Genomic DNA, 22,167 nt, shown 5'->3' on the forward strand with positions numbered 1-22,167 from the left:
CTGGCAAACCTGCCCTATTGGGTGGGGAAGTCCAAGCCCATCTCGTTGTAGCGTTCCGGATCTGAGGTCCAATTCGGTCGTACTTTGACGAACAGAAACAGATGAACCGGCGCATCGACGGCATGGCTGATCGCTTTGCGGGCGTTCATCGAAATCCATTTGATCGTCTGCCCGCCTTTGCCAAGCACAATCTTCTTCTGGCTGTCCCTCTCCACATAGATGGTTTGCTCCACCCGGTGACCTTTTGGGGTGGTTTTCCAATCTTCGGTGACGACATGGGAGACGTAGGGCAGTTCTTCGTGAAGCCGCTCATACAGTTTCTCGCGGGTCAGCTCAGCAGCCAACATACGCATCGGCATGTCGGATATCTGGTCTTCAGGGTACAGCCAGGGCCCTGGTTTCATGGTCTTGCGCAGGGCATCAACAAACACATCAACGCCCTCGCCCGTGATGGCCGAAAGCGGGAAGGTTTCATCAAACAAGAGCTTTTCATTGATGGCGGCAATCAATGGCAGAAGCTCGGACTGATCCATCTCGTCGATCTTGTTGAGCACCAACCATTTGGGCTGACGGATACCCTCCAGCTGCTCTAAGGCGGATTCAACGATTTCGGACAGGCCTTTGCGAGCATCGATGACGAAGCATACGCATTCAGCATCTTTTGCGCCCGACCAAGCGGTCTCCACCATAGCGCGATCCAGACGCCGTTTGGGCCTGAAGAGACCTGGCGTGTCGACAAAAACGACCTGTGTTTCTTCCAGAATAGCGATACCGCGAACCAGTGCGCGCGTTGTCTGTACCTTGTGCGAGACAATCGCCACTTTCGAACCAACCAAGCGATTGAGCAGTGTCGATTTCCCAGCATTGGTTGGCCCCATCAGGGCAACGAAACCAGCACGTGTTTGCTGATTTTCAGACGATGGCTCAGTCATGGGAATCTTTCCAAACGCCTTCACGCACCAACATTGCCATAGCGGCAGCCTGTTGTGCGTCGCGCTTTGATTTGCCGTCAGCTTCCAGCGGATCGATCCCGTCGACCGAGACGGCGATCTTAAACACCGGCGCATGGTCTGGACCATCTCGGCCTACTTCCGTGTAGGTCGGCGTGGCCTTGCGTTTGGAATGCGCCCATTCCTGAAGTGCTGTTTTCGGGTCACGGCGTGCGGCACCGGCCTCATCCATCACCGATTGCCAGTGAGTGAGGATGAAACGTTTGGCGACCTTCATACCGCCATCAAGGAACAGTGCAGCAATGAGTGCCTCGCATACATCAGCAAGCACCGCGCGGGCGGCGCGTGTGGGTTTGGTGACATCCAAATCGTCGGTGCGCACATGACGATCGAGGCCAAGCTGCTTGGCAATCGCTGCGCAGGTTTCAGCCCGAACCAGATGGTTGAGGCGACGCGCCAATTCACCTTCATCGGCGCTTGGAAAACGGGCAATCAAGGCGTCAGCGATGACCAGCGCAAGCACGCGGTCGCCGAGAAATTCTAAGCGCTGATAGGTCTTGTTGGGATCGCTTTGGCCACCACCATGGCTGGCATGGGTGAGCGCACGATCAAGCAAGGCCGTGTCTGCAAAGGTATGGCCCAGCGCGACTTCAACAGGCTTAAATGCCATCAAACATCCGGTCGAAGCGGGCATCGGAGGGCCAGCGCCACACCTGCCAAGGCGAGGATCCTTCAGCCATCGAGAAGAAGATCAAATCGGCCCGGCCAACAAAGTTCTCCAAAGGCACAAAACCAACCAGCGCGGTGCGGCTGTCAGAGGAGTTGTCGCGGTTGTCGCCCATCATGAAGTAATGGCCCTCCGGCACCACAAAGGGCGCAGGTGAGGTGTCGAGCATCGAGTTGTCGATGAGATCGAGCACATTGTAGGTGACGCCATTGGGCAATGTTTCACGGTACTGAGGCACGCGTTCGCCCGTTTCAGGATGAACGAAGTCATCGATGCGCTCGCGCGGTACTTCTTCACCGTTGATGAAGACGACACCGTTGCGCACTTCGACGCTATCGCCGGGCAGGCCGATCACACGCTTGATGTAGTCAGTCGAGCCATCAGACGGCAGTTTAAACACGGCCACATCGCCGCGCTCTGGGTCTGAGCCGAGAATTCGGCCATCGAAGAGATCAGGGCTAAAAGGCAAAGAGTGCTGGGAAAAACCGTAAGCAAACTTGTTGGCGAACAGATAGTCACCAATGAGCAGCGTACCAACCATCGAAGAGGATGGAATCACAAACGGTTGGAACAGAAATGTGCGAATGACCAAGGCGATGGCGAACGCCTGCAATAGAACAACGATGGTGTCCCACAGTTCGCTCTTCTTCTTTTCCGGCTCGCGCGCGGTGGCATCTTCGGTTGATCCGTCCTGCGCCATGCGATGGTTGCCTTCCTGGTTCTTCAAAAGAATGGTCGATTCCAGGCGCCGCTTGCGCCTTGCGTGTCGCCCATGTCGGGGGTCCGTGGGCACAAGTCAACCTTCGCCCGGTGTGAAGGCAAGCCTTTGGTGGGCAATTGCGCCACAATCGTGGCGGTTTGGCCACGCCTAGGCCGCTAGATCAGGGTGTTGGCTGCAGTGCTTCGATAATCACAAACGCTTGCGCGTAGGGAAAATCATCAGTGATGGAAAGATGAATCACCGGTGCGTGACCGGCTGGAATCAAGCGCTGAAGCTGATCCTGCGCGCCGCCTGTCAGCACCATGGTGGGAGCGCCGCTGCGCAGATTCTCAACACCCATATCGCGCCAGAAAACGCCGTTGCGAAGGCCTGTTCCCAACGCTTTGGCACAGGCTTCCTTGGCCGCAAAACGTTTGGCGTAAGATGCTGAGCGCTGCTTTCGGCGATCGGATTTCGCGCGCTCAAGCGGCGTGAACACGCGGTGCGTGAACCGCTCGCCAAACCGCTCAAGCGTGTCTTCGATGCGGCGGATATCGCAAAGATCACTGCCAAGCCCGATGATCATGCAGTGCCCATCATAGTGTGTCGGCACCTTCTATCAGTGCTTCACGTTTTTTCGCAGCGGCCAATGCTTTGGCCTGCCTAGCTTTTTGATAGCCTAAGACGGTGCCATAGGTGAGAAAGAAGCAGGCAACGGCAGCGGTCAAGCCAAGGGGAATGCTGCCGACCAGCATCGGCTTGATCACCGGCCATGTCCGCTCAAAGAAACCGCCAATGGCCTCGGCGGTGTAAGCGGTTGGCCCATCAAGTTGGGGCTCGGCGTTACGATGAACAGGGTCACCCAACATCACCCGCCCAACGCGAAAGGTGAACGCCCAGATGAAGGGAAAGGTGACCGGATTGCCAACCACTGTGCCGATAATGGCGGAAAAGTAGTTGGCACGCAGCAGATACGCCAGCGCAAAGGCCATTAAAAAATGCAGGCCGAGCAACGGCGTGAAAGAGACGAACGCACCGATCGCAACGCCCATAGCAATGGCATAGGGCGTCGCATTGACCCTTAAAATGCGCTTGAAGAAATATTGAGCCGAACGCGTAAAACTGCGCGTTGGCCAAGCCATCGCGCGGGTTCTTTTGGCCCAAGATGGTTTTGAACGGCGCTTAAAGAGCATGGCGTTTAGGCCAGCCCGCGTGAGCCAGGTTTTGTCGCTGGAATGGCCCTTAACTCATCAGGCAATTGATCGGCCGGGTAAGCAGGCACCTCGTAATTGGCCAACGCAACCAGGGGCATCCCGATATCCGCCTTGCCGGCGGAACGATCAATGATGCACGCACATCCTGCCACTTCAGCACCCAAATCGCGTATGCATTTAGCCGCCTCTCCCACCGACAGCCCAGTGGTGATGATATCTTCGACAATCAGCGCGCGGGCGCCTTTTTCCAACGTGAAGCCACGGCGCAGAGCGAACTTTCCATCCTCGCGCTCAACCCACATGTAAGGAACCTCTAGGTGGCGCGCTGTCTCATAGCCGGGGACGACCGCACCCATGGCTGGAGCAATGATGCAATCGATGGCGCCGAGATCGCTGGCGCGAACCTTCGCAGCCAATGCCCGGCAGAGACGTTCTGTTTTGGCAGGTGATCGGTAGACCAGAGCTTTTTGAAGGAAGACCGGACTGTGCAAGCCAGATGAGAGCACAAAGTGCCCATCTAGAATTGCGTCTTCCGAGCGAAACACATCCAGCACATCTTCGTCGCTCAACAGTGTTTCACTCATGATGATCCGTCCCCACAACCGGCGTGTCTGTGGGGATGGACCTAGCGCTCTCGCTGCTGAAGAGCAAGCAGCAGAAGGGCTAGAAAAAAAGCCTAGTTTTCGGCGCGGGCGGCGCTGCTTATGACGGCGCTTGAGCGAAGCTGAGCAATGATGCGATGCAGATGTTTGACATCGCTGACCTGCAGCTCGATCAAAAGGTCATGAAAATCAGGACCTCGGCGCGTCATGATGAGGTTCTCAATATTACCGCCATGGTCGGCAATGACCGTGGCCAAGGTTGCCAGCGAGCCAGGCTCATTGAGAGCGGTCACTCGGATTTTTGCCTCGAAGAGCTGGGTCTGGCTCGGATCGATATCCCAGCGGACATCAAGCCAGCGCTCGGGCTGATTTTCAAAATCGGCAAGCGCTGCGGCGTGTATCGGATAGACGGTCACGCCTTCGCCGGGCGTCACGATGCCGACAATGCGGTCACCAGGAATGGGAGGCTCATCGGTGGAAAAGCGCACCGGCATTGCCTTGTCGAGGCCACGTACGGGAGCTCGGTTCGGATCAGCATGGCCATTGCTGCCAGAGTGAAATGCATCGGCCTTCTCACCGGGAATACGAAACTGCAGCGCCGTCATATCTGATAGGCCAAACCAACCGTCCTGATCGTTGGGAGCTGGACCTTGCTCAATGTCTTTCGCCTCGGGATGGACAGCGGCCAGAACGGCGCGCGAGGCCAACTCCCCTCGCCCGACTGATGTGAAAACATCATCGACATTTTTGTGCGCAAGCTTGTGCAGTACGGTCTCTATGGAAGCCGGATCAAAGCTCTTACCTGCGCGTTCAAAGGCCCGTTGAACAACCTCTTTGCCAAGACCCAGATACTGTCGGCGCACTGCTTGCCGTGTCGCACGACGGATTGCAGCGCGCGCCTTACCGGTACGCGCAAACTGCTCCCAAGCTGGAGGCGGAACCTGGGCCCGCGAGGTGATAATCTCCACCTGATTGCCGTTTTTGAGCTCGGTGAGCAGCGGCATCAACTGTCCGTCGATCTTCGCCCCAACGGTGGTGTCGCCAACATCGGTGTGGACGGCATAAGCAAAATCAATCGGTGTGGCGCCCCGCGGCAAAGCGATCACGCGCCCTTTGGGCGTGAAGCAGAACACCTGATCACGAAAAAGCTCCAGCTTGGTGTTTTCCAGGAACTCCTCAGCGGTGTCATCGCCATCAAGCATATCGACGGTGTGCCTGATCCAAGCAAAAGCCCGGCTATCGCGGCGAAGCGCATCAAGCTGGGAGCCACCAACCGTCATGCCATCTTTGTAGAAACCATGACCAGCGATGCCGTACTCGGCCACCGCATGCATGGCATGATCACGGATCTGCAGTTCGACGCGGCGTGAAAACGGCCCAATGACTGTCGTGTGTAGAGACTGATAATCGTTCTGCTTGGGGACGGAGATATAGTCTTTGAAACGCTCAGGAACGCATTTCCAGGTTGTGTGGACGATGCCGAGGGCGCGGTAGCAAGCCGCAGGATTGGCGACGATGATCCGGAAAGCATAGAGGTCGGAAAGTTGCTCAAAAGACAGGCCCTTGCGCAACATCTTTTGATAGATCGAGTAGGCCCGTTTCTGCCGCCCCGTCACCTCTGATGCGAGACCATACTCAGCTAACTTTGCCTGAACCGTTTCAATAATGGTGCCGATGATCGCGTCTGACTGCTCCATCTGCTCGGCCAAGCGATCCAGCACCATTTGTCGGTTTTCTGGATCAAGGATCTCGAAGGCTAAATCTTCCAACTCATCGCGCATGGACTGCATGCCGATACGTCCGGCGAGCGGCGCGTAGATTTCCATCGTCTCTCGTGCAATGCGCTGGCGCTTATCTTCGCGCATAGCGCCAAGCGTGCGCATGTTGTGCAGCCTGTCAGCAAGCTTCACCAGCAGCACACGCACATCATCGGAGATTGCCAAGAAAAGTTTACGTAGGTTCTCGCCCTGCTTGGCTTCAGAGGTGATGAAGTCAAGGCGGTTCAGCTTGGTAAGGCCATCGACCAGCTTGCCGATCTCATCACCGAACAGGCGGTCGATCTCATCGCGCGTAGCGTCGGTGTCTTCAATCGTATCGTGCAACAGCGCAACGGCGATCGTTGCATCATCGAGCTTAAGATCGGTGAGGATCGCCGCCACTTCTAGAGGATGTGAGAAATAGGGGTCACCTGAAGCGCGCGTCTGACTGCCATGGGCACGCATTGCGTACACATAGGCCTTGTTGAGCAAGGCCTCATCGGCATCGGGGTTGTAGCGGGCGACCCGCTCAACCAACTCGTACTGACGCATCATGGTGTTGGCTCGGATGGGTGTCGTTCAGCCAGTGGCGACTGAACGTGTCTCTCTGGCGCAAGGTGGCGCCTTAGAAAGCTGAATGCAAACGCAAAACGCCGACTTGGTTGATCCAAGCCGGCGCTCCGAAAACTTTACGCGAAGATCAAACTACATATCGTCTTTGCGCTCAGGTGGAACGATACCTTCCAATCCGGCCAGCAGCTCTTCTTCGGTCATGCGCTCAAACGACATGCCTTCATCGGGCACGTCAGTACCATCCGCCGACGATGCAGCCATCGCTTCTGGTGACGGGATCATAGGCACGACATCGGGTTCGGGCTCATCAACCTCAACTTGTTTTTGCAAGGAGTGAATAAGCTGTTCTTCCAAATCACCGGGAAGAATGGTCTCGTCGGCGATCTCACGCAGCGCCACAACAGGGTTCTTATCGCGATCGCGGTCAATGGTGAGTTCAGCACCAGACGAGATCAACCGCGCACGATGGGCGGCCAAAAGAACCAGGTCAAAACGATTTTCGACTTTGTCGACGCAATCTTCGACAGTCACACGAGCCATGCGGCCCTCCTGAAACATTTTTGGATTTACGGTGGCTATACGCAGGCTCGCCGCGAAACGCAAGCAAAACGCGACTGGGTTGTTGCCAGAGCGTTTCGTTTTGGGTGCGCGCTCTTATCCTCTTGAGTTGCGCGCCGTTTCTGAGTAGCCAGAAGGTGCTGCAGTATAAGCAGCATCTCTTGCAATATTTGATTCTATTTTTTCGATCTGGAGAAGATGATAATGTCGTCCAATTTTCCTTTTGATATGCGTGAACGCGTTGCTTTCTTTGTCGATGGTGCAAATTTTTATCAAACAGCGCGTAATTTGAACGTCGATATCGATTATCGGCGCATGCTGACCAGCTTTGTTGGTGATGCCTATCTGCTGCGCGCGCACTATTACACAGCCATGGCAGACGATCAGGAGTTTTCGTCACTACGTCCGCTGATCGATTGGCTGGACTATAACGGCTTTCAGATCACTACAAAGCCGATGCGGGAGTTCACAGACAACAGCGGACAGCGGCGGCGAGTTCGCCCTTCGCTTGACGTTGATCTAACGGTCGATGCGATGACGCTGGCTGACTCGATCAATCATCTGGTTCTGTTTTCCGGTGACGGCAACTATCTGGCTCTGGTCGAAGCGCTTCAGAAGAAGGGGGTGAAGGTGACCGTCGTCTCTTCGCTGAAAACCACCCCCTCTATGGTGTCTGATGATTTGCGGCGCACGGCTGATCATTTTCTTGATCTTGCCGATTTGACGGATCGCCTTGGCCGTGATCCTTCAGAACGCCCGGCGCGGCGCGAGCGCTTTGATGATGATGACGACGAGTATGACGATTACGACGACTGAGCAGCAAGGTGTGGCCGCTGGCTTTCCTGCCAACAGCGAACCACCCCTGCCCTGCACACTTTGCCCGCGCTTGCATGACTTCGCTGTCTCACACCAAGCCGATCATCCTGACTGGCACAATGGACCCGTGCCAACCTACGGCGATGCTGATGCAGATCTGCTTATCGTTGGGCTAGCCCCAGGGCTCCGCGGCGCCAACCGGACTGGGCGTCCCTTCACCGGCGACTATGCCGGCGATCTGCTCTACGCGACGCTTGGCAAGTATGGGTTTGCCCAAGGCACCTATGACGCGCGGCCCGATGATGGTGTGACCCTTCACAACGTCGCGATCACCAACGCGGTGCGCTGCGTTCCACCTCAGAACAAGCCCATTGGTGCGGAGATTGCAACCTGCAACGCCTTCCTTCAAGAACTCCTGGGCGGCATGACAAACCTGAAAGTGATTATGGCTTTGGGGCGCATTTCGCATGACGCAGTCCTACGCGCCTTTGCCATCAAACGCTCAGCTTACACCTTCGGGCACAATGCAGTGCATGCGCTCGATAGTGGTTTGGTGCTTATCGATAGCTACCATTGCTCGCGCTACAACACGAACACAGGCCGCCTCACCGTGCCGATGTTTGAGGCTGTTTTTGATAGCATTCAAGACGCACTCGACAGAGTGCCGTCTTAGCCGCGCTCTCGCATAAGGCGTGCTTTGTCACGCTGCCAATCGCGGGCTTTTTCGGTCTGGCGCTTGTCGTGAATCTTCTTACCCTTAGCGAGCGCAATCTCGATCTTCGCGCGACCACGATCATTGAAGTAGATTTTGGTCGGTACCATTGTCATGCCTTCGCGCTGCGTCGCACCGATCAGCTTGTTGATCTGCTTGCGGTGCAGCAACAATCGGCGCGGACGTCGGGCTTCATGGTTGAAGCGATTGCCCTGTAGATATTCTGGAATGTAGGAGTTGATGAGAAATATCTCATCGCCCTCCGCGCTTGCATAGCTTTCGGCGATCATCGCCTTGCCTTCACGCAAGCTTTTGACTTCGGTGCCTGTCAGCTGCAGGCCCGCCTCAAATGTCTCGACAAATTCATAGTTGAAGCGCGCCTTGCGGTTGTCGGCCACTGTGCGTCGTGGGCCGTCGTTCGCGCCTTTTTTCTTTGCTGCCATAGTGCTCTAGATGCGTGCGCGCGCCTAACTGTTCAAGAGGCCAGCAAAGCGCATCGCATCACCAAGTTGCGTGCGTGTCGCTTCGGAAATCGGCACCATGGGCAGGCGCACATCGGCCTTGCATTTGCCAAGCATTTCAAGCGCGGCTTTAACAGGTGAAGGATTGGTTTCAACAAACATCGCCGTGTGTAGCGGCATCAACATATCATGGATATCGAGCGCCTTGGCGTAGTCATTTGCGGCGCATGCCGCTTGCATCTGCGCACAAAGCGCTGGGGCAACATTGGCCGTTACGGAGATGCAGCCCTGCCCGCCATGGGAATTGAAAGAGATGGCTGTCGCATCCTCGCCTGATAATTGAATGAAATCACGGCCAACCGCCGCGCGTTGTTCAGAAACGCGCACAAGATTGGCTGTGGCATCTTTAACACCGACAATGGCCCGGCCTTCTTTGTGCAGACGCGCCATCGTTTCCACGCTCATGTTCACCACAGAGCGGCCAGGAATGTTGTAGATGATTGTCGGCAGATCGACGGCAGCGTCGATCGCCATATAGTGGGCATAGAGCCCCTGTTGACCGGGTTTGTTGTAGTAAGGCGTAACGACAAGGATCGCGTCGGCGCCGACACTGAGGGCATGGCGGCCAAAGTCGATGGCTTCAGCTGTGTTGTTAGACCCTGCTCCAGCGACAACAGGCACGCGCCCAGCAGCGCGTTTCACCACGCGTTCTACCACCTGTTTGTGCTCGTCATGGCTCAAAGTTGGCGATTCACCGGTGGTTCCGACCGGCACCAAACCGGACGAACCTTCGGCAATCTGCCAGTCCACGATCGCGTCCAACGCATCAAAATCGACCGCGTCACCATCAAACGGGGTGACAAGCGCTGGAATTGAGCCGCCCAGGGTGAGCATGGCCAGGTCTCCTTCAAAGGCAAGAAAGGCCACCGCAGACCTTGCGGCAGCCTTGAATAAGGTTGCCGGACCATAGGTAGACGCGAACGATCCCGCAAGCGGCCGCGGCACGAATGGTTAGTCGCTAACATGGTTGATGGAACGTTGATGAGGCGTGTCTGCGCGTCCACGGCAATCTTCACCTCGTTTTCACCAAGAGCGGTGCATGGTGAACCAAACCTTGTCGACGATATTCCAGTTCAAATGACCAGACTTTCGCCGTTTTGTGCGCGAAACTGTCGGCGTTGGAGTATTCGCGCAGAACCCGTGTTGAAGGAACTTTGCTCCCGTGTCGGTTTTTCCGCTCTCTCGCTTGACCATTTCGGCCGTATCCGGCGCTTTGGTAATGATGGTGCTTGGCGGCGCTGCACTTGCCCAGCGGTTCTCTCCGCCCAACCCAATTGCTCATCCAGTTGGCACCGCGACACAAACATCACCGACATCTTCGGCCATCGGAACCGCGCATGCGCTTGCCCGCCAAGCTCAAGCGGATGCCGCCCCCCTGTTCACCGGAAGCATTGGCGGCAATGCATCGGCGGCGGCGCGCGCCTTGGAGCCCCTTTCGCAGGCTTTGGCGAACGATCAAGGTCAGCGGGCTTACTCCATTGCGCAAGGCATCACAGATCCTGCAACACGTGATCTGGGCCTCTGGATGATCGCGCGTACCCGGGCCGATGATCTTCCCTTGGAACTACGGACAGCGTTTCGCGATGCGTTCGCGGGATGGCCAGGCGCAGGGATCATTGCTCGCCAAACCGATGTCGCGATGATGGAGCGTTACGGCAATCAGGTGCCGCCCGTTTCCCTATTTGGCACACGTGACGCGCGAACCCCCGCAGCCCAACTGGCGCAAGCCCAAGCTTTTGCCCAAGCAGGGCAAACGCAGGAAGCTCGACGTCTTGCTGCTGCGCTCTGGCGTGGTGATATTCTCGATGATGGCCTGGAAGCCCGACTTCTCTCTTCTCTTGGCAGCTTGCTGACCCAAGACGATCATCGCCATCGTGCCCATTGGCTGCTTTATCGTGATCGCGTGACAGGTGCCGAACGCGTTGGCCAGTATCTGCCCTCCGCCGACCAGAATTCCATTGCCGTTCGTGGTCGGGCTATACGAGATGGCGCCAGCGCGCGCGATTTGGTGCGCAGGGCGCATGAGGCCAATCCCGGCGATATACACATCACCTATGAGTTGGCTCGGCTCTACCGCCGAGCCGATCAGCCCCGTGAAGCGGCGCGATTGCTGCGGTCGGTGCGCCAGACTGGCGATGCCCTGGTGCGCCCTGATGTTTGGTGGCGCGAACGCCATATCGTGGCGCGCGACTTGCTCGAGACGCGTCAGTTCGATGGCGCCTATCAGTTGGCCGTTGCACCAACAGGGTCCAGCGCCGGTGATGAAGCGCAGCGCTCATTTTTGGCAGGATGGATTGCCCTGCGGTATCTGAACGACCCCAATCGTGCCGAACCGCACTTCCGACAGATCTTGGAAATCGGAACGACACCTATCACGCGGGCACGCGGTTACTATTGGTTGGGCCGAGCTCTCTCAGCACGTGGCGATACAACAGGCGCCAATCAGGCCTATGCCCAAGCCATGACCTATGGCGAGACGTTTTACGGCCAAGCTGCCTCAACCATCACTGGGTTGCCCATCCGCTTTGAAGACGTGCCGAGGGCGCAAGCGCCGAGCCACGCTTACTTCTCTTACGCTGACGCGCTCTACAGTATGGACCGGCGCACAGATGCCCGCCTGTTCCTCTACGCTTTGGCCCGCGACGGCGCGACCCCGGCGCAGATTGCTGCGATGGCGGAGTTAGCAGCGCGCCATGGTGATGCGACAAGTGTGGTTCAGATTGGCAAGATTGGTGCGCTGCGCCACCGTTCACTTGCGCTGTTGGGCTATCCGACCGGTGCCTTTCCCCAAGATGCAAGGATACCCGAGCGGCTACCGCAAGCGGTTGCCTATGCGATCTCGCGCCAAGAAAGTGGGTTCAATGCGCGTGCCCGCAGCCACGCCGGTGCATTGGGCTTGATGCAGTTGATGCCAGAAACCGCTCGGCGTATTGCACGAGAGGTTGGCGTTTCACACTCCACCGCCCGACTTACCTCAGATCCAGCCCACAACGTAACGCTTGGCGCCTATCATCTGGACGAGCTGATCGCCGAGTATAACGGCTCCTACATCCTTACCTTTATCGCTTACAATGCTGGCCCGCGTCGTGTGCCCCAGTGGATCGAACGCTTTGGTGACCCGCGCGCCGGACAGGTTGATGTGATTGATTGGATCGAGCTTATCCCATTCTCTGAAACACGCAGCTACGTGCAACGCGTGCTTGAAAACATCTTTGTCTATCAGCAGCTTACCGCTAATGGCTGACGCCAGTGGGTGATGTTCGCCATCTGACGGTTTTGGCCAGTGACGGTTTGCGCCTAGCGGTCGAGGATGCGGGGCCGCGCCATGGTTCTGACCACGCACCTTTACTCTGCTTGGCGGGATTGACGCGTACCAAACGCGATTTCTACGACCTGCGAGACCATTTCGCCTTTCACGGCAATGCGCCGCGACGGGTTGTCCTGATGGACACACGGGGACGTGGTGAGTCCGACCATGCATCCGATAGTTCGCAGTACACCGTGCAACGCGAGGCCGATGATGCGGCGCAGGTTGCTTGCGCGCTCGGCATGCACAATTGCGTGATTGTTGGCACGTCGCGCGGCGGCATACTTGCGATGGTGTTGGCGCTCACGCGTCCGGGCCTTTTGGTCGGGAGCGTGCTCAATGATATTGGGCCGCGGATAGCTGGCGACGGTATCGCTCGCTTGCAAAGGCAACTGCCCTCCTCCACTTTGCCCACAAGTTGGGATGAAGCCGCTGCACGCGTAAAGGCCAGCATGGGCGCTCAGTTCCCAGTGTTTTCAGAGCAGGATTGGGAGCACTATGCCCGCCTGACCTTCTACGAGAAGGATGGGCGCCCTACCTCAGCCTTTGATCGGAAACTGCTTGAGCCGCTTTCAGCCTTGCCGGATGGCTTGCCGTTCATCGACCTTTCCGGGCCTTTCAAAGCTTTGGTGACTCGACCAACGCTTGTGCTGCATGGCGAGCATTCTGATCTGCTTGATGGCGGTACTTTGAATGATGCCATTGCAATGGGTGCGACCGCGCGCACCATTGCTGGCCAAGGACATGCGCCAAGCCTGCGTGGCGACGTGCTCACGGTTGTTGAGCAGTTTTTGCTCCAGCACAACCTCTAGAGATTACCTGGGGCGTTACTTTTTCTTTGAAGATGAGGTTTGCACGTCACCCTTATCGACACGATTGGCGAAGTCAGTTTCGCCTCCATCCGCCAACACTTTGGCCTGCCCTATCCAGTCTTCGCGCTCAATACGCCCTGAAAAGGCGAGATAGGTCCCAACCCAACGTGCTTCGGCGGGTGTCCAGTCACCTATCTGGGCAAAATGGTAGATGCCAAGATCGTTGAGCTTGCCCTCATTCACTTTGCCTATACCCTTGATGCGCTGGAGGTTGTCTTTTGCTCCACCTGTTGGTGAAGCCAAGCCAGCTGGGCGCGTGCCCACTGCGTTGGCCTTGTCTTCATTGCTGGCGTTGGCTGGTAAGGCCGCCAGCGCCGCCTCGACGGCCTGATCATCCATGTCCGTCGATGCCACTTCTGGCTGATCCATGGTGGGCGCATCGGCAGACAAGGTTTCAACCACCTCTTCCGCCTTGTGGGCGGCCTCTTCCACAGCCTGTTCAGCCGACTGCTCAAGCGCTTTGGCCCGAGCGGCGACGGTTGCAGCAGCTGCCGCAGCAGCAGATTGCGCTGGTGTTGAGCGCTTGGTCTCAGCGGTACCAGAACTATAAACACTGCCACCGGATAGGAAGCACTTCAAAAGGCAACCAACAATCGCGCCAAGCACGAAAGCTGCGAGGATCAGTAGGGCTGTATGGAGAACCAAATAGAACAACGCAGCCTCCTATTTGCGATCACTGGCTGATGAACCGCTGGTGAACCAGCCGGTCGCAACGCCGATCAAGAAAGCGATAAGCAGGAACAGCCAGAGCTGCGTGATGAGATAGTACATCGGTTAGCCTTTGTGCGTTTGGCGCCAGCGCGCATGCAACCTTAGCGTTGAACGGTGAACTCAATACGTCGATTTTGTGCTCGACCTTCTTCAGTCTCGTTGTCGGCGATAGGATCGGTTTCACCATAGCCGACCGCGATCAGTCGACCTTCAGGGATGCCAGCGTTCGTGATGTAGTCGCTAACGGATTGGGCGCGAGCCTCTGACAGTGTCATGTTGGCATCGTCGGAGCCCTGGGCATCGGTATGGCCACCAATCTCAACCGTTGCATCGGGACAGCTCTGCAGAACGCGCACCAACCGATCCAAAAGCCCATTTGATAGCGTGTTGATCGAGGCGCTGCCTGTTTCAAAGCGGATTGTATTGCCCGCCAACAAACGGCGGAACTGCACCTGACATGCAAACGGACGAATGGCCTGAGGTGGGTCCAAAACACCGATATCAGAGGTGATGTCAAAAGCTTGCGGCGCATTGGTTGAGAAGTCTGACGCAATACTTTCCCTTGAACCGGCGTAAAAGGCATCCCCAGAGATCGCGGCTTCAGAACCGCTGATGGCCAACCGGCCAACGGCCAATCGACCAAGGCTACGCAAACCCGCCTGCACTGCCTCCAAAAAACCCTCCGGTGCGCCCTCGGCAATGGCAAGCGTCTCGGTGACCTCGCGGCCCGGATAAAGCGCTGAAAGGTCATCCAAGATAGTGGTTCGCGCGTCTTCGCTCGGAACGAAACCTTCAAGCATAACAGCCGCGTCATCAACCGAAGCGCCAAAGGTGAAAGGTGACACTGGACCAGGCGTGATATCCACTGTCACCGACAGGGCACCAGTCGCAAGCGACATCAGAGCAGCTTCGGCCTCTTCAGCCGCAGAGAAGCTTGAAGCTATGCCTGTGATGGTCAAATCGCTATCCGTCAGAGACGCGGTTCCCTCGGACAAGTCACCAAAAGAGCTCGCAATGGATGACAAAACGTCTCCAAGCGCGACGCCTTCTGGTGCTCCACGTGCAACTGTAGATGTGTCAGTGACCGACGCGTCTGCCAAAGCGTCCAAAATCACGGCACGAGCTGTTTCATCGGGCAGAAATCCGGAAAGAGCAAAACCTTCGTCTGTTTTGGACAGCGTTGTTGTAAACGGCGCGGCTACCGGCGGCGCGATGCGACCCGAAATGCTGTCAAACCCAGTGGGTAGAGCGCCTAAGAACGCGTTGGCTGCATCATAGGCCGCGCTGTCGGCAGCTTCGCCGGACAATGTGATATCTCGGTCTGTGATGGACGCCGCTGCATTATCCAGAATCTGCATCTGCCCAAGCAGGGCAAGTGTCGCATCGGCAAAACCTTCGGGCGCACCAAACCCCAACTGCATCGTGTCGGTGACAGTGCCCAACGATGATGATGCTTCGAGGATGGCAGCGCGAATCGTCTCATCCGGCACAAAACCGGAAAGCGTTACGCCAATATCCGTCACTTCAGCCGACCATGTGTAAGGCGAGACCTCAGGTGGATTGATGGCTATCTCACCAATCATCAGCCCAGTTGGAGGCTCGGAAAGGCGTTCCAATTCAAGAGTATAACCCTCAAGCGTAGCCGCATCGCCGTTGATGGAAAGCGTTGACCCATCGAGAGAAATCGATCCGGCCTGGAGAGCGGGCAAGCCTGCGACAGCAAAGGTTGCCAGGCCGCCAAAACCAATCGGAGCCCCACGCGCCAAGTCCGTTTCATCAACGAGCGTGCGACTTCCAAGCCCATCGCGAACCTGATCAAGCAGCGAAGCGCGCGTTACACCATCAGGAAACGAGCCCGATGCGGTGACACTGCCGGCGTCAATGGTGAAGGAAAGAGCGTAGGGGTCTGCCAGCGGAAGAACAGTAAGCGCCGACGTGTCGACACGGTAGATGCCCGCCACCCGTTCGGCCGCTGCGATCGCTGCTTCTTGTGCCGCTAAGGTTGGTGCCGTACCGGACAATGTTGCATCGCGGCCATCTAAGGTCGCAGAGGCCCAAGGCGTGCCATCAGCTTCCAGCATTTGGAGCGATCGTGCCGTGAGATCGGCTTCAATCAGCCCGCCTCGCACCAAAACGGCAATGGCCGTCAATAAGATGAGGGTCAAAAGCCCTGGGAGAAGCCAAGCACGCCAATTGCACATGTCGATGGAGTCCCCTTCAAATCTGCACCAACATCAGGAAAGCCGGTTTTGCAAAGAGGTGCAAGGGCATCGCGTGAAGCCAAGTCTGTTTAACCGACTGTGTGTGCAGATCGTTCATCGCTGGACTGCAGGATCAAGTCCGGCAATGACCACATGACAAATACAAAAGGGCCCGGCGAATGCCGGGCCCTTCCGATGTAATCTCTAAGTCTGAAAAATCAGATTAGAAAGAACGGGTCACGCGGAAACGACCGGTGAAACCACTGTCGAAGTATGGGTCAAGAGCCGAGTTCACGTCGTAGTCGGTGTAACCAACGCCAGCGCGCAGCTCAAGGCCGGAAACTGGGCGGTACGCAATCGAGCTGCGAACAGCCCAGACATTGTAGTCGCCAACAGCGCCAATGGCATCGCCGTGGTCAACATCAGCATAATAACCATCGATTTCCAAATCGGTCATAGCATTCAGACCGAATTCGACGCCAGCACCAAGTGCCCAAGCTTCTGTCGTCTGCAGGTTACCCGTTGTTGTGTCAACCACTGCGTCAAGAGACAGATCAGCCCATGCAGCTGATGCGCCTGGAGCAGTGATGCCCGTGCCAACACCAGCGTAGGAAACAGCACCATCGGTGTAGATACCAAAGATACCGAATTCAGAGTCAACACCGACAGGCAAGTTGAACTCAGCGGACGCAGAAATCGCCCAACCAAGCTCGGTATCATCGGTAACGGTCGAGCCCATAGCCGCGTTCAACGCAGCCAATGTAGAGTTGTCGATATCGACTTCGGTGATAGCACCAGCCAATTTCGCAGAACCCCAAGCTTGGTCGACGCGGATAGCGGCGACAAATGCTAGACCGTTCTCTGTGTCTTGGATGTTATTAATTGTAGTTCCGGCACCGGTTGTGAAAGCGGTACCAACAGCAACAGCAGCACCACCTTGGTAAATGTTGCCAGCAACCGGATCAACCGCAGCAATGCCGCCGAAACGACCATTGCCATCATTGTCTTCAACAGAAGCCATCAATGTAACGCCATTGCCAACAGCATAGCTGTAGCCAAAGAGCGTCAGGTCGTCGGTGCCACCATCAGGTGCGCCAATACCAGCCATCGCGTAATCGGTGTAAACTGGATCAAAGAATGAGTCAGTCAGACCAGCTGTAAAGCCACCAATTTGAACAAACGCCTTCACGACATCCAGATTGTAGTCTTCGCCCTCGTCAGATTCACCCAAACGGATGAAGCCACGAAGAAGACCCCACTCTGTCATCGTGCGAGCGTCGAAATTCAACTCAACTTCGCTGGAGAAATCTACATCGTCATAGTCGTAGTAGCTGCCAGTGTTGGCAACGCCAAAATCAGCCTGCGCACGAGCGAAACCTGAGATGTCGAAGCAGACGTCAGAACCAGGAAGGATGAAACCGGTGAAAGAACCGATCGAGCAGATCTGCACGTAGTCGACAGCCGGTGCAACCGGCAGGCCGAGGTCGGCAGCTTGAGCCCCAGTGGTTGCAACAACAGCTGCAGCCGAACCGAGGAGAAGGCGTTTTGCCAAAGTCATAATTGACCTCCAAATCATCAAACAAAAGATCAGTGCGTGTCAGACCACATCTGATCCAGCTAAGCCTGTTTGGGATGCGGGAGCTTTAGAAGCGAAACCAAAAACAACCAAAACAGGCCGAGTTGGGCGAGCCCTTCTCGTGCTCCATGCCTATCAAACGGTTTTGCCCATGCAAGCGACAAGTGATGGGTTTGGGGTGCAGTCGATATGATTGGCAGATTGTGTTGCAAGGATGCCACGGTGTGGCGCTTGGGCGGCGGTGATTGGTTAATGACCGGTAACTGATAAAGCAGCGGTAAATGCTGAACTCCTATTTGCCCGGCGCGGTGCGTCCCAACCGTGAACTTGAATATTGCAGCGCGGCATGGGAGAGACTGCGCCACCTGTTCCCGACCTTTCAGGTGACTTTCTTATAGGGGAGCGCGATGCGCAAAATATACGACACGGCGGACAGCGCCTTAGAAGGCCTGCTGGACGATGGAATGCTGATTGCCGCTGGCGGCTTTGGCCTGTGCGGCATTCCAGAGCTTTTAATCGATGCACTGGTAAAGAGCGGTGTGAAAGATCTCACCATCGCATCCAACAATTGCGGCGTTGATGGATTTGGCCTGGGCAAGCTGCTCGATACGCGGCAGATCAAAACCATGATGTCCTCTTATGTTGGTGAGAACGATGAGTTCATGCGTCAATATCTTGCCGAAGAGCTGGAGATCGAGTTCAACCCGCAAGGCACCTTGGCTGAGCGCATGCGCGCTGGTGGAGCGGGTATCCCGGGGTTTTATACCAAAACTGGTGTCGGCACGGTGATTGCCGAGGGCAAAGAGCACAAAGACTTCGACGGTGAGACCTACATAATGGAGAAAGGTATTTTTGCCGATCTTGCCATCGTGAAGGCCTGGAAAGCCGACGAAACAGGCAACGCAATTTTCCGCAAAACTGCGCGTAACTTCAACCAGCCCGCTGCCACGTGCGGCAAAGTCTGCGTGTTGGAAGTCGAAGAGATCGTGCCAGCTGGTTCTCTAGACCCTGACGCCATCCATCTTCCAGGCATCTATGTGAACCGCCTCATTCAAGGCGAGCATGAAAAACGTATCGAACAACGCACCGTACGCGCGGCTTAGGGGACAGATTTATGTGGGATCGTAACCAGATGGCTGCCCGAGCAGCGCAAGAGCTAGAAGACGGTATGTATGTGAACCTTGGCATCGGCATTCCGACGCTGGTGGCCAACTACATTCCAGATGGCGTGGATGTGACGCTGCAATCAGAGAACGGTATGTTGGGCATGGGGCCTTTCCCGACTGAAGATGAGATCGACGCTGATCTTATTAATGCCGGCAAGCAAACAATCACCGAGTTGGATCGCACAGCCTATTTCGATTCAGCTCAAAGCTTCGCCATGATCCGTGGTGGGAAGATAGCGATGGCGATTCTTGGCGCTATGGAAGTGGCTGAAAATGGAGACCTCGCGAACTGGATGATTCCAGGCAAGCTGATCAAAGGCATGGGCGGCGCAATGGACCTGGTTGCCGGTGTGGGCCGCGTGATCGTGGTGATGGATCACACCAACAAGAAGGGCGAGTCAAAACTCTTGAAAGAATGTACCCTGCCCCTCACCGGAAAAGGTGTTGTTGATCGTGTCATCACCAATCTGGGTGTTCTCGATGTCGTCGATGGCGGTTTAAAGATCACTGAAACCGCACCAGGTGTAAGCGAGGATGACATCAAGGCAGCGACCCAAGCAAGTCTTATTTGACTGTTCAAGTAAGAGTGCTTTCAACTCTAAAGCCGATCATTCTGAATGATCGGCTTTTTGCATAGAGGATAGCCGGTGGACAACATTACTCCCATTTTGCTCAGTGGTGGAGCGGGCACGCGTCTCTGGCCAGTCTCCCGAAGAGTGTTGCCAAAACAATTTGCGAAGCTAATCGGCGACGAGAGCCTGTTCTCCAAAGCTGCGCGAAGGTTGGCCGAGCTGAACTGGGAGGCGCCCATCATTGTGACAGGTGATGGTTACCGTTTTTTGGTTCGCGACCAGCTGGCTGAGGCAAAGGCTGAGGCCAGATGTATTCTGATTGAGCCGGAAGGACGCAACACGGCACCCGCTATTTTGGCCGCCGCTCTAATCGCACAGGAAACGGATCCGAAGTCGCTGCTGCTTGCAGCTCCATCTGACCATCTAATCATGGACACGAACGCCTTTGGCGATGCCGTTCAATGCGGCGTTGAAACAGCTCTGGGCGGTGCGATCGTTACATTCGGAATCACGCCAACACGTCCGGAAACAGGCTATGGGTATCTAGAGTTAGCCGAAGCTGTGGGCGGCTCCTCGGCGCTCCCACTTAAGCGTTTCGTTGAGAAGCCAGATGTTCAAACAGCCGCTGCTATGATCGCCAACGGCTCTCATCTCTGGAACGCTGGTATTTTCTTGTTTCGCGCTGACGTTCTGGTCAAAGCGTTTGCCACCCACCAACCTGACATCCTCGAAACCGTACGCAACGCCGTACAGGGGCGAACCAAAGACCTCGGCTTTGAGCGCCTGGATGCCGATGCTTGGGGCCAAGTTGAGAGTATCTCGATCGACTATGCGATCATGGAGAAGATCGATCATATCAAGGTCGTGCCCTATTCAGGCGATTGGAGCGACCTTGGTAACTGGGAAGCGCTTTGGCGCGAAAGCGAACCTGATGAACACGGCGTTGTGACCGTTGGCGATGCGACCGCACTTGACTGCTCCTCATCCTACCTTCGCTCTGATGACGACAGACTGGCGGTTGTCGGTATGGGCCTAGAGAACGTGATGGTTGTGGCAACCCAGGATGCCGTGCTGGTGGCCGACAAATCCAACGCGCAACAGGTTAAACAAGCTGTCGACGTTCTCAGCAAAAAGGGGAGCAAGCAAGCTGACTCGTTTCCCCGGGATCATCGCCCCTGGGGCTATTATGATGTGCTCGCGCTCTCTGACCGATTTCAAGTCAAGCGCCTGGTGGTCAACCCAGGTGCAGCCTTGTCGCTGCAAAGCCATGTCCACCGCGCCGAACACTGGGTTGTTGTTTCTGGCACAGCACGGGTGACAATCGATTCCGCTGTCAGCTTGGTCAGCGAAAATGAGTTGGTCTACGTGCCGCTTGGTGCCAAACATCGGCTGGAAAACCCAGGCAAGGTGCCTATGGAGCTGATCGAGGTGCAAAGCGGTAGCTATCTCGGTGAGGATGATATTGTGCGCTACGATGACCCTTATGGACGCCGATAGGCTGATCACTTTTCACAAAATACAATCGTTTGTATTGATTTGCCGATGAGAATGCTGTTTCCTTCCCAAAAGGCAAAATTGCCTGAACTTGGGAGGACTAAGCATGACCCGCACACCGCATTTGGCGCTTGCCGCCTCTGTTTTTGCCTTGCTGGCCACAGCGCCAGTGGCCGCTCAAGATGCATGTTTGGCGACGGCGGAAGACTTGCATCTTAGCGATGCGCAGCTCGCCGACGTGGCGGAGCGCGAACTCACCTTCGGCTTTTTGACCAACAACATTTCTGATGACTTCAGCCGCACGCTCGTCGCGGGCGGAGAGGCCTATGCTGAGGAGATCGGCGTTGAACTGATCGTCAACAATGCCGATTTCGACGCCAACACGCAGCTCTCACAGTTCGATGCGCTGTTGCAGCGTCAGGTGGATGGCATTTTCCTCACGGCGGTGGACGCTAGCTCCATCGGTCAAGCGGTGAACCGCGCCAACCGCGATGATGTGCCTGTGTTCATTGTCGGCGGTGCGCCAGCGCGTGGTGACGTGATCGCCGTGATGAACGCCTCATCCTATCAAGGCTCGTTCGACGCTGGTTCAGCCATGATGGACGCAATTGGCGAAGCGAATGCGCAAGTTGCCATTCTCGGCATTCCCTTCGCGCTGCAAACCATACGTGACCGAGAGAAAGGCATCCTGGATGCCGTTGGTGCATCTGGCGGTCAGGTCATCTCTATGCAGTCGGATTTCAGTCAAGATCGCCTACTCGAGCTGGCAACCAACGTCATTCAGGCCAACCCCGACCTAAAGGGCATTTTTGCCACCTGGTCTCTTGCTGTGAATGCCGCCACTGAAGCTGTGGAGCAGTCAGGCCGCGACATCGTCATCGCAGGCTATGATTCTGAAGTTCCCGGCTATGTAGAACTTGCCAGCGGCGATACCAATATCGTGGCGCTTTCAGGTCAGCAGGCAGCCCTCCAAGGTCGCGCGGCCATTGAAGGTTTGGCTCAATCGATCCTTCGCGCAGAGCTCTGTGATGAGATCATCACACCCAACCTATTGGTGACCGCTGACAACTTCGAAGAAAGCTGGTCCATCCAGTACCCAGGCGCCGAACAGCCCTGGTAATCCGTCCCTCCCGAAAAC

General features: G+C 56.2%; 21 protein-coding genes. 8 read left to right on the forward strand and 13 right to left on the reverse strand.

Annotated features, from left to right (window positions below; genetic code table 11):
• Window positions 1–14 precede the first annotated feature (14 nt).
• The 8 genes from era to rpoZ form a co-directional block, all read right to left on the reverse strand.
• Window positions 15–932 carry a GTPase Era gene (gene era, locus ABWH92_RS14895; protein ID WP_375569659.1) on the reverse strand — a complete coding sequence of 306 codons (918 nt, stop codon included), beginning with the start codon at window positions 930–932 and terminating at the stop codon, window positions 15–17.
• Window positions 925–1,620 (reverse strand): ribonuclease III, encoded by a 696-nt coding sequence (gene rnc / locus ABWH92_RS14900; protein ID WP_375569661.1) that lies wholly within the window; start codon window positions 1,618–1,620, stop codon window positions 925–927. Before rnc ends, era begins: the two co-directional genes overlap by 8 nt.
• Window positions 1,610–2,377 carry a signal peptidase I gene (lepB, locus tag ABWH92_RS14905; RefSeq protein ID WP_375569663.1) on the reverse strand — a complete coding sequence of 256 codons (768 nt, stop codon included), beginning with the start codon at window positions 2,375–2,377 and terminating at the stop codon, window positions 1,610–1,612. The genes rnc and lepB overlap by 11 nt, the downstream gene beginning before the upstream one ends.
• A gap of 181 nt (window positions 2,378–2,558) precedes the next feature.
• Window positions 2,559–2,963 carry a holo-ACP synthase gene (acpS, locus tag ABWH92_RS14910; protein ID WP_375569665.1) on the reverse strand — a complete coding sequence of 135 codons (405 nt, stop codon included), beginning with the start codon at window positions 2,961–2,963 and terminating at the stop codon, window positions 2,559–2,561.
• Window positions 2,964–2,973: 10 nt separating this feature from the next.
• A complete protein-coding gene (locus tag ABWH92_RS14915) occupies window positions 2,974–3,519 on the reverse strand; it encodes a DUF2062 domain-containing protein (RefSeq protein ID WP_375569667.1) in 546 nt (181 codons plus the stop codon).
• Window positions 3,520–3,575: 56 nt separating this feature from the next.
• Window positions 3,576–4,160 carry an orotate phosphoribosyltransferase gene (pyrE, locus tag ABWH92_RS14920; protein WP_375574261.1) on the reverse strand — a complete coding sequence of 195 codons (585 nt, stop codon included), beginning with the start codon at window positions 4,158–4,160 and terminating at the stop codon, window positions 3,576–3,578.
• Window positions 4,161–4,267: 107 nt separating this feature from the next.
• The gene (locus tag ABWH92_RS14925) at window positions 4,268–6,505 is read right to left on the reverse strand and encodes a RelA/SpoT family protein (protein WP_375569669.1); all 2,238 of its coding nucleotides are present in this window, start codon (window positions 6,503–6,505) and stop codon (window positions 4,268–4,270) included.
• A gap of 150 nt (window positions 6,506–6,655) precedes the next feature.
• Window positions 6,656–7,063, reverse strand: coding sequence for a DNA-directed RNA polymerase subunit omega (gene rpoZ / locus ABWH92_RS14930; protein ID WP_375569671.1), 408 nt, complete (start codon window positions 7,061–7,063; stop codon window positions 6,656–6,658).
• Window positions 7,064–7,285: 222 nt separating this feature from the next.
• Here rpoZ and ABWH92_RS14935 point away from each other — a divergent pair, with 222 nt between their 5' ends.
• Together ABWH92_RS14935 and ABWH92_RS14940 are read left to right on the forward strand one after the other, a co-directional pair.
• Window positions 7,286–7,897, forward strand: coding sequence for an NYN domain-containing protein (locus ABWH92_RS14935; RefSeq protein ID WP_375569673.1), 612 nt, complete (start codon window positions 7,286–7,288; stop codon window positions 7,895–7,897).
• Window positions 7,878–8,570, forward strand: coding sequence for a uracil-DNA glycosylase (locus ABWH92_RS14940; protein WP_375569675.1), 693 nt, complete (start codon window positions 7,878–7,880; stop codon window positions 8,568–8,570). The genes ABWH92_RS14935 and ABWH92_RS14940 overlap by 20 nt, the downstream gene beginning before the upstream one ends.
• On the opposite strand, the gene smpB is transcribed toward ABWH92_RS14940, so the two are convergent.
• Entirely contained in the window at window positions 8,567–9,052 is a 486-nt protein-coding gene (gene smpB / locus ABWH92_RS14945; protein WP_375569677.1) for an SsrA-binding protein SmpB, read from the reverse strand. The genes ABWH92_RS14940 and smpB overlap by 4 nt on opposite strands.
• Window positions 9,053–9,076: 24 nt before the next feature.
• Entirely contained in the window at window positions 9,077–9,964 is an 888-nt protein-coding gene (dapA, locus tag ABWH92_RS14950; protein ID WP_375569679.1) for a 4-hydroxy-tetrahydrodipicolinate synthase, read from the reverse strand.
• A 328-nt stretch (window positions 9,965–10,292) separates the two neighbouring features.
• Here dapA and ABWH92_RS14955 point away from each other — a divergent pair, with 328 nt between their 5' ends.
• Window positions 10,293–12,374, forward strand: a complete 2,082-nt coding sequence (locus tag ABWH92_RS14955; protein ID WP_375569681.1) for a transglycosylase SLT domain-containing protein — start codon at window positions 10,293–10,295, stop codon at window positions 12,372–12,374.
• A 5-nt stretch (window positions 12,375–12,379) separates the two neighbouring features.
• Window positions 12,380–13,249, forward strand: coding sequence for an alpha/beta fold hydrolase (locus ABWH92_RS14960; RefSeq protein WP_375569683.1), 870 nt, complete (start codon window positions 12,380–12,382; stop codon window positions 13,247–13,249).
• 15 nt (window positions 13,250–13,264) lie between these two features.
• On the opposite strand, the gene ABWH92_RS14965 is transcribed toward ABWH92_RS14960, so the two are convergent.
• The 3 genes from ABWH92_RS14965 to ABWH92_RS14975 all read right to left on the reverse strand — a co-directional run bounded on the left by ABWH92_RS14965 (window position 13,265) and on the right by ABWH92_RS14975 (window position 17,779).
• Window positions 13,265–13,963, reverse strand: coding sequence for a hypothetical protein (locus tag ABWH92_RS14965; RefSeq protein WP_375569685.1), 699 nt, complete (start codon window positions 13,961–13,963; stop codon window positions 13,265–13,267).
• A 158-nt stretch (window positions 13,964–14,121) separates the two neighbouring features.
• A complete protein-coding gene (locus tag ABWH92_RS14970) occupies window positions 14,122–16,221 on the reverse strand; it encodes an OmpA family protein (RefSeq protein ID WP_375569687.1) in 2,100 nt (699 codons plus the stop codon).
• A 223-nt stretch (window positions 16,222–16,444) separates the two neighbouring features.
• Window positions 16,445–17,779, reverse strand: a complete 1,335-nt coding sequence (locus ABWH92_RS14975; RefSeq protein WP_375569689.1) for a porin — start codon at window positions 17,777–17,779, stop codon at window positions 16,445–16,447.
• 425 nt (window positions 17,780–18,204) lie between these two features.
• Here ABWH92_RS14975 and ABWH92_RS14980 point away from each other — a divergent pair, with 425 nt between their 5' ends.
• The 4 genes from ABWH92_RS14980 (at window position 18,205) to ABWH92_RS14995 (ending at window position 22,149) form a co-directional block, all read left to right on the forward strand.
• Window positions 18,205–18,900 (forward strand): CoA transferase subunit A, encoded by a 696-nt coding sequence (locus ABWH92_RS14980; RefSeq protein WP_375569691.1) that lies wholly within the window; start codon window positions 18,205–18,207, stop codon window positions 18,898–18,900.
• Window positions 18,901–18,911: 11 nt separating this feature from the next.
• Window positions 18,912–19,535 carry a CoA transferase subunit B gene (locus ABWH92_RS14985; RefSeq protein WP_375569693.1) on the forward strand — a complete coding sequence of 208 codons (624 nt, stop codon included), beginning with the start codon at window positions 18,912–18,914 and terminating at the stop codon, window positions 19,533–19,535.
• A gap of 75 nt (window positions 19,536–19,610) precedes the next feature.
• Window positions 19,611–21,032, forward strand: a complete 1,422-nt coding sequence (locus ABWH92_RS14990; protein ID WP_375569695.1) for a mannose-1-phosphate guanylyltransferase/mannose-6-phosphate isomerase — start codon at window positions 19,611–19,613, stop codon at window positions 21,030–21,032.
• Between the two features lie 103 nt (window positions 21,033–21,135).
• Window positions 21,136–22,149, forward strand: coding sequence for a sugar ABC transporter substrate-binding protein (locus ABWH92_RS14995; RefSeq protein ID WP_375569697.1), 1,014 nt, complete (start codon window positions 21,136–21,138; stop codon window positions 22,147–22,149).
• The last annotated feature ends 18 nt before the right edge of the window (window positions 22,150–22,167 follow it).

It is taken from the genome of Ahrensia marina (assembly GCF_042140245.1).
Taxonomy (GTDB): Bacteria; Pseudomonadota; Alphaproteobacteria; order Rhizobiales; family MH13; genus MH13.